This window comes from Fischerella thermalis PCC 7521, assembly GCF_000317225.1.
Lineage (GTDB): Bacteria > Cyanobacteriota > Cyanobacteriia > Cyanobacteriales > Nostocaceae > Fischerella > Fischerella thermalis.
Genome location: NZ_AJLL01000015.1, coordinates 1 through 3,438 on the forward strand (window position 1 = coordinate 1; position 3,438 = coordinate 3,438).

3 protein-coding genes are annotated in these 3,438 nt (G+C 42.7%); 1 reads left to right on the plus strand and 2 read right to left on the minus strand.

The features are described 5' to 3' along the window. Positions 1 to 280 precede the first annotated feature (280 nt). Positions 281 to 859, plus strand: a complete 579-nt coding sequence (locus UYK_RS0104365) for a DUF3611 family protein (RefSeq protein ID WP_009459806.1) — start codon at positions 281 to 283, stop codon at positions 857 to 859. Positions 860 to 913: 54 nt separating this feature from the next. On the opposite strand, the gene UYK_RS0104370 is transcribed toward UYK_RS0104365, so the two are convergent. Together UYK_RS0104370 and UYK_RS0104375 are read right to left on the minus strand one after the other, a co-directional pair. Next, positions 914 to 2,461 carry a mercuric reductase gene (locus tag UYK_RS0104370; protein ID WP_026086356.1) on the minus strand — a complete coding sequence of 516 codons (1,548 nt, stop codon included), beginning with the start codon at positions 2,459 to 2,461 and terminating at the stop codon, positions 914 to 916. Positions 2,462 to 2,574: 113 nt separating this feature from the next. Continuing rightward, positions 2,575 to 3,339 carry a TVP38/TMEM64 family protein gene (locus tag UYK_RS0104375; protein ID WP_009459808.1) on the minus strand — a complete coding sequence of 255 codons (765 nt, stop codon included), beginning with the start codon at positions 3,337 to 3,339 and terminating at the stop codon, positions 2,575 to 2,577. Between the last annotated feature and the right edge of the window lie 99 nt (positions 3,340 to 3,438).

The following is a 3,438-nucleotide window of genomic DNA, read 5'->3' on the forward strand; positions in this document are numbered from 1 at the left end:
CGTAAGTCCTGCAATTACCAAATTCCTCGTCCCCAAGGGGACGAGGAATTTTAATATTTTTTTCTCGTTCAGGCTAGTGTAGATGTAAATTTTTTATCTGCATTTTTATAGTTTTTGAGCGTGGAAACATTTATAACTTGCATATTTTCAGGTCTGGCAAAATGCGTCAATCCCTCTAGTTGTGTAAAACAGGGGTGTAGGGGTGAGGTGCAATCAATCCCCAATGAGCCAAGAAATTTATTTTTTGCTATAAGTTGTCTATAGTGGCTGAGAATAAACCATGTTAAATAAGTTAGACTCCCACTCCTCCTTACCAAACATCCAGGAAATTGCCACAAATTTTCGTCTCATAGGTTGGATTAACTTCGGTCTACAGCTAAGCCTTCTCGTAGTTTCTGGATTAATTGTATTATTTGCGATCGCAGATCCTAATTTCAATCTCAAGGCTCAAGATCCCATGTCTTGGTTAGGTTTATTTTGTGCAGTCGGTGGACTGTTGATATTGGGGATCAGTCTTTATTGGGATTGGAGATATACTCGCATTGGCAAAGAGTTACACTCAGCAAATCCAGCATTACATCCCAAAAAAGCAGATGTCATTCGTCTCCTCTGGCAGGGATTGACTTTAAACGGTGTTGGCATGATATTAACTCTCTTTGGTGTTGAGGCGATCATTGGTACTCTTGTAGCCAGATCCCTGACTCAAGTTGAAGGATTGGCAATCTACAACGCGAGTCAATTGATTGAACCACTCGATATGTTTGTGGTACAAGCAAATATTAATACCATCCTGGCTCAATTTGTGGGCATCATCTCTTCCGCTTGGCTAATTAGTCGGATTAGCTATCATCACCATTAACGTTGATTAGAATATACTTGATTTTTGTCTTTCCCCAATCCCCGATCCCTATTTTCAAGAGAACTTTATCAACAGTCCCAAAAAGCGTTTCGTTTTTGGCGTCAACAAGGTTCGGCGATAAGCATCCGCCGCTTTCTTAATTGCTTCCGCCTGCGTTGGGTAAGGATGAATCACACTACTCATCTTACTCAAACCAATTTTATGCACAATTGCCGTGGTGACTTCTGAAATCATCTCACCTGCGTGGCGGGCGACAATTGTTGCACCAAGAATTTGATCTGATCCTTTTTTGTGCAAGATTTTAACAAAGCCATCTTCTTCACCATCTGCGATCGCTCGATCTACGCTACTAAAAGGTATCTTGATTGTATTTACATCAATGCCTTTTTCCTGGGCTTCTTGTTCATACATCCCCACATGGGCAATTTCTGGATCAGTATACGTTACCCAAGGCATTACTAAATTACTGAGTTTATAACGTCCCAAACCAAAAGGAGAGAATAAAGTATTTTTAATCACTATTCGCGCCGCCGCATCCGCAGCATGGGTAAATTTCCAATTCATGCAGATATCACCAGCAGCATAAATCCTGGGGTTGGTAGTCTGTAAGTAATCATTTACCATCACGCCTCGTTGCTGATCATATTCCACCCCTACAGTCTCTAAATTCAAACCTTCTACATTGGGGACACGTCCTGCACCTGCTAAAATTTCATCAACTGTGACAGAATCTTCTCGACCATTGCAGCTAAAATAAAGCTTCTTGCCCTCAATCGTTTTTTCTACTCGCTGCATTTGGCAATTTAAGACCAAACGAATTCCTTCCTGAATAAAGACATTTTGGACAATTTCGGCAGCATCAGCATCTTCTTTATTGAGGATGTGGGAACCGCGATGGAAAAGCACCACCTCACAACCCAAGCGCCGGAATGCTTGTGCCAATTCGCAACCGATAGGCCCGCCACCAATGACAGCTAAACGTTGTGGTCGCTGGGTGAGAGAAAAAACTGTCTCGTTAGTTAAATAGTCTGCTTCTTCTATTCCTGGGATGGAGAGACGCGCCGCTCTTGCACCAGTGGCAATTACAGCTTTTTTAAAGTTGAGAGTTTTGTCACCAACTAATACAGTATCATTGCTGGCGAAGCTAGCGTTACCCAAAAAGACATCAACCCCCAGCTTTTGAAAACGTTCCGCCGAGTCGTGATGGCTAATACCAGCGCGCAGCTTTCGCATTCTTTCCATAACTGCGGGAAAATCTACATCAATGTGTTGCGTGATGTTCACTCCCAAGTCTCTAGCATTCCACATTTCACCCACAACCCGCGCTGATCTAATCACGCATTTTGATGGTACACAACCCACATTTAAGCAATCTCCGCCCATGAGATGCTTTTCAATTAATGCTACTTTCAAACCCAAACCCAAACCCGCCGCACCCGCCGCTACCACCAACCCCGCCGTACCTGCACCAATTACTACCAAATCATAACAATCAACAGGTCTGGGATTAACCCAGTAGGGAGGATGTACGTAGGAAACTAGCCTTTGATTATACTCATCTAGTGGGCGGACTATGACTTTTTGAAATTCAGAATTAGACATTTCCATAACCTTTTTTATATTGTTGATTAGTAGTTATTAGTTAGTGGTTAGTGGTTATTCGCCACTCCCCATCTCCCCACTGCCCCTACCAGGGGCCCCGAGTTCCCCACCTCCTACAAAACCTCCTCAAGGGCTTTTTTGGCTATCCGAGTGACATAAACTGTGACTGCAACTGTGGCAATAAAACCTATGATCCGAATTGTCCATTGTACTGTGGGGTTGGTTGGTTGAGTTTGTGTACCAATCATGGCAAGATTTCCAGCTAAGGAACCGATGTAGACATACATAATTGTTCCTGGGATCATGCCTACAGAACCTATAAAGTAGTCTTTGAGGGAAACGTCGGTAACACCAAATGCATAATTTAATAAGTTAAAAGGAAATATGGGGGAAAGTCGGGTGAGGAGAACTATTTTGAGTCCTTCTCTACCAACAGCACGGTCAATTGCGGCGAATTTTTTATTATCTGCGATTTTCTCGGCTACCCAGCCTCTTGCTAAGTAGCGTCCCACTAGGAAAGCGGTGGTTGCGCCTAAGGTTGCACCAATAAAGACGTAGATGGAACCCCAAATTACACCGAAGACAACGCCAGCGCCTAAGGTGAGGATGGAACCTGGTAAAAAAGCGACTGTAGCGATGATGTAGAGGATGATAAATGCGATCGCTCCTACTGTACCTAAGCTGTCAATCCACTGCAAAGCATTTCGCAACCATTCCTGAGGATTGAATCCTGGTGTATTCACGGTTTCTTGTGCTGATGCAAGGTCTGCGTTGAAACAGAGTGTCAAGGTAAAGGCTAGTAAGGTTAAGAAAGTTAGTTTTAAGAAGTTAGGGAATTGTTTGGATTCAGGTTTATTTTTTAATGTTTTATTTTTCATGGGGAATGAGTTTAAGTTTTAGTTTTGTCGTTGGGTGAATAATTATTTTTGAAAAAAAACGAACACGGATGAACACGGATGAACACGGATGAATACATA

Bases quoted from the DNA above. Each gene is read 5' to 3' on its own strand.
- UYK_RS0104375 (WP_009459808.1), bottom strand. From the start codon at position 3,339: ATGAAAAATAAAACATTAAAAAATAAACCTGAATCCAAACAATTCCCT.
- UYK_RS0104370 (WP_026086356.1), bottom strand. From the start codon at position 2,461: ATGTCTAATTCTGAATTTCAAAAAGTCATAGTCCGCCCACTAGATGAG.
- UYK_RS0104365 (WP_009459806.1), top strand. From the start codon at position 281: ATGTTAAATAAGTTAGACTCCCACTCCTCCTTACCAAACATCCAGGAA.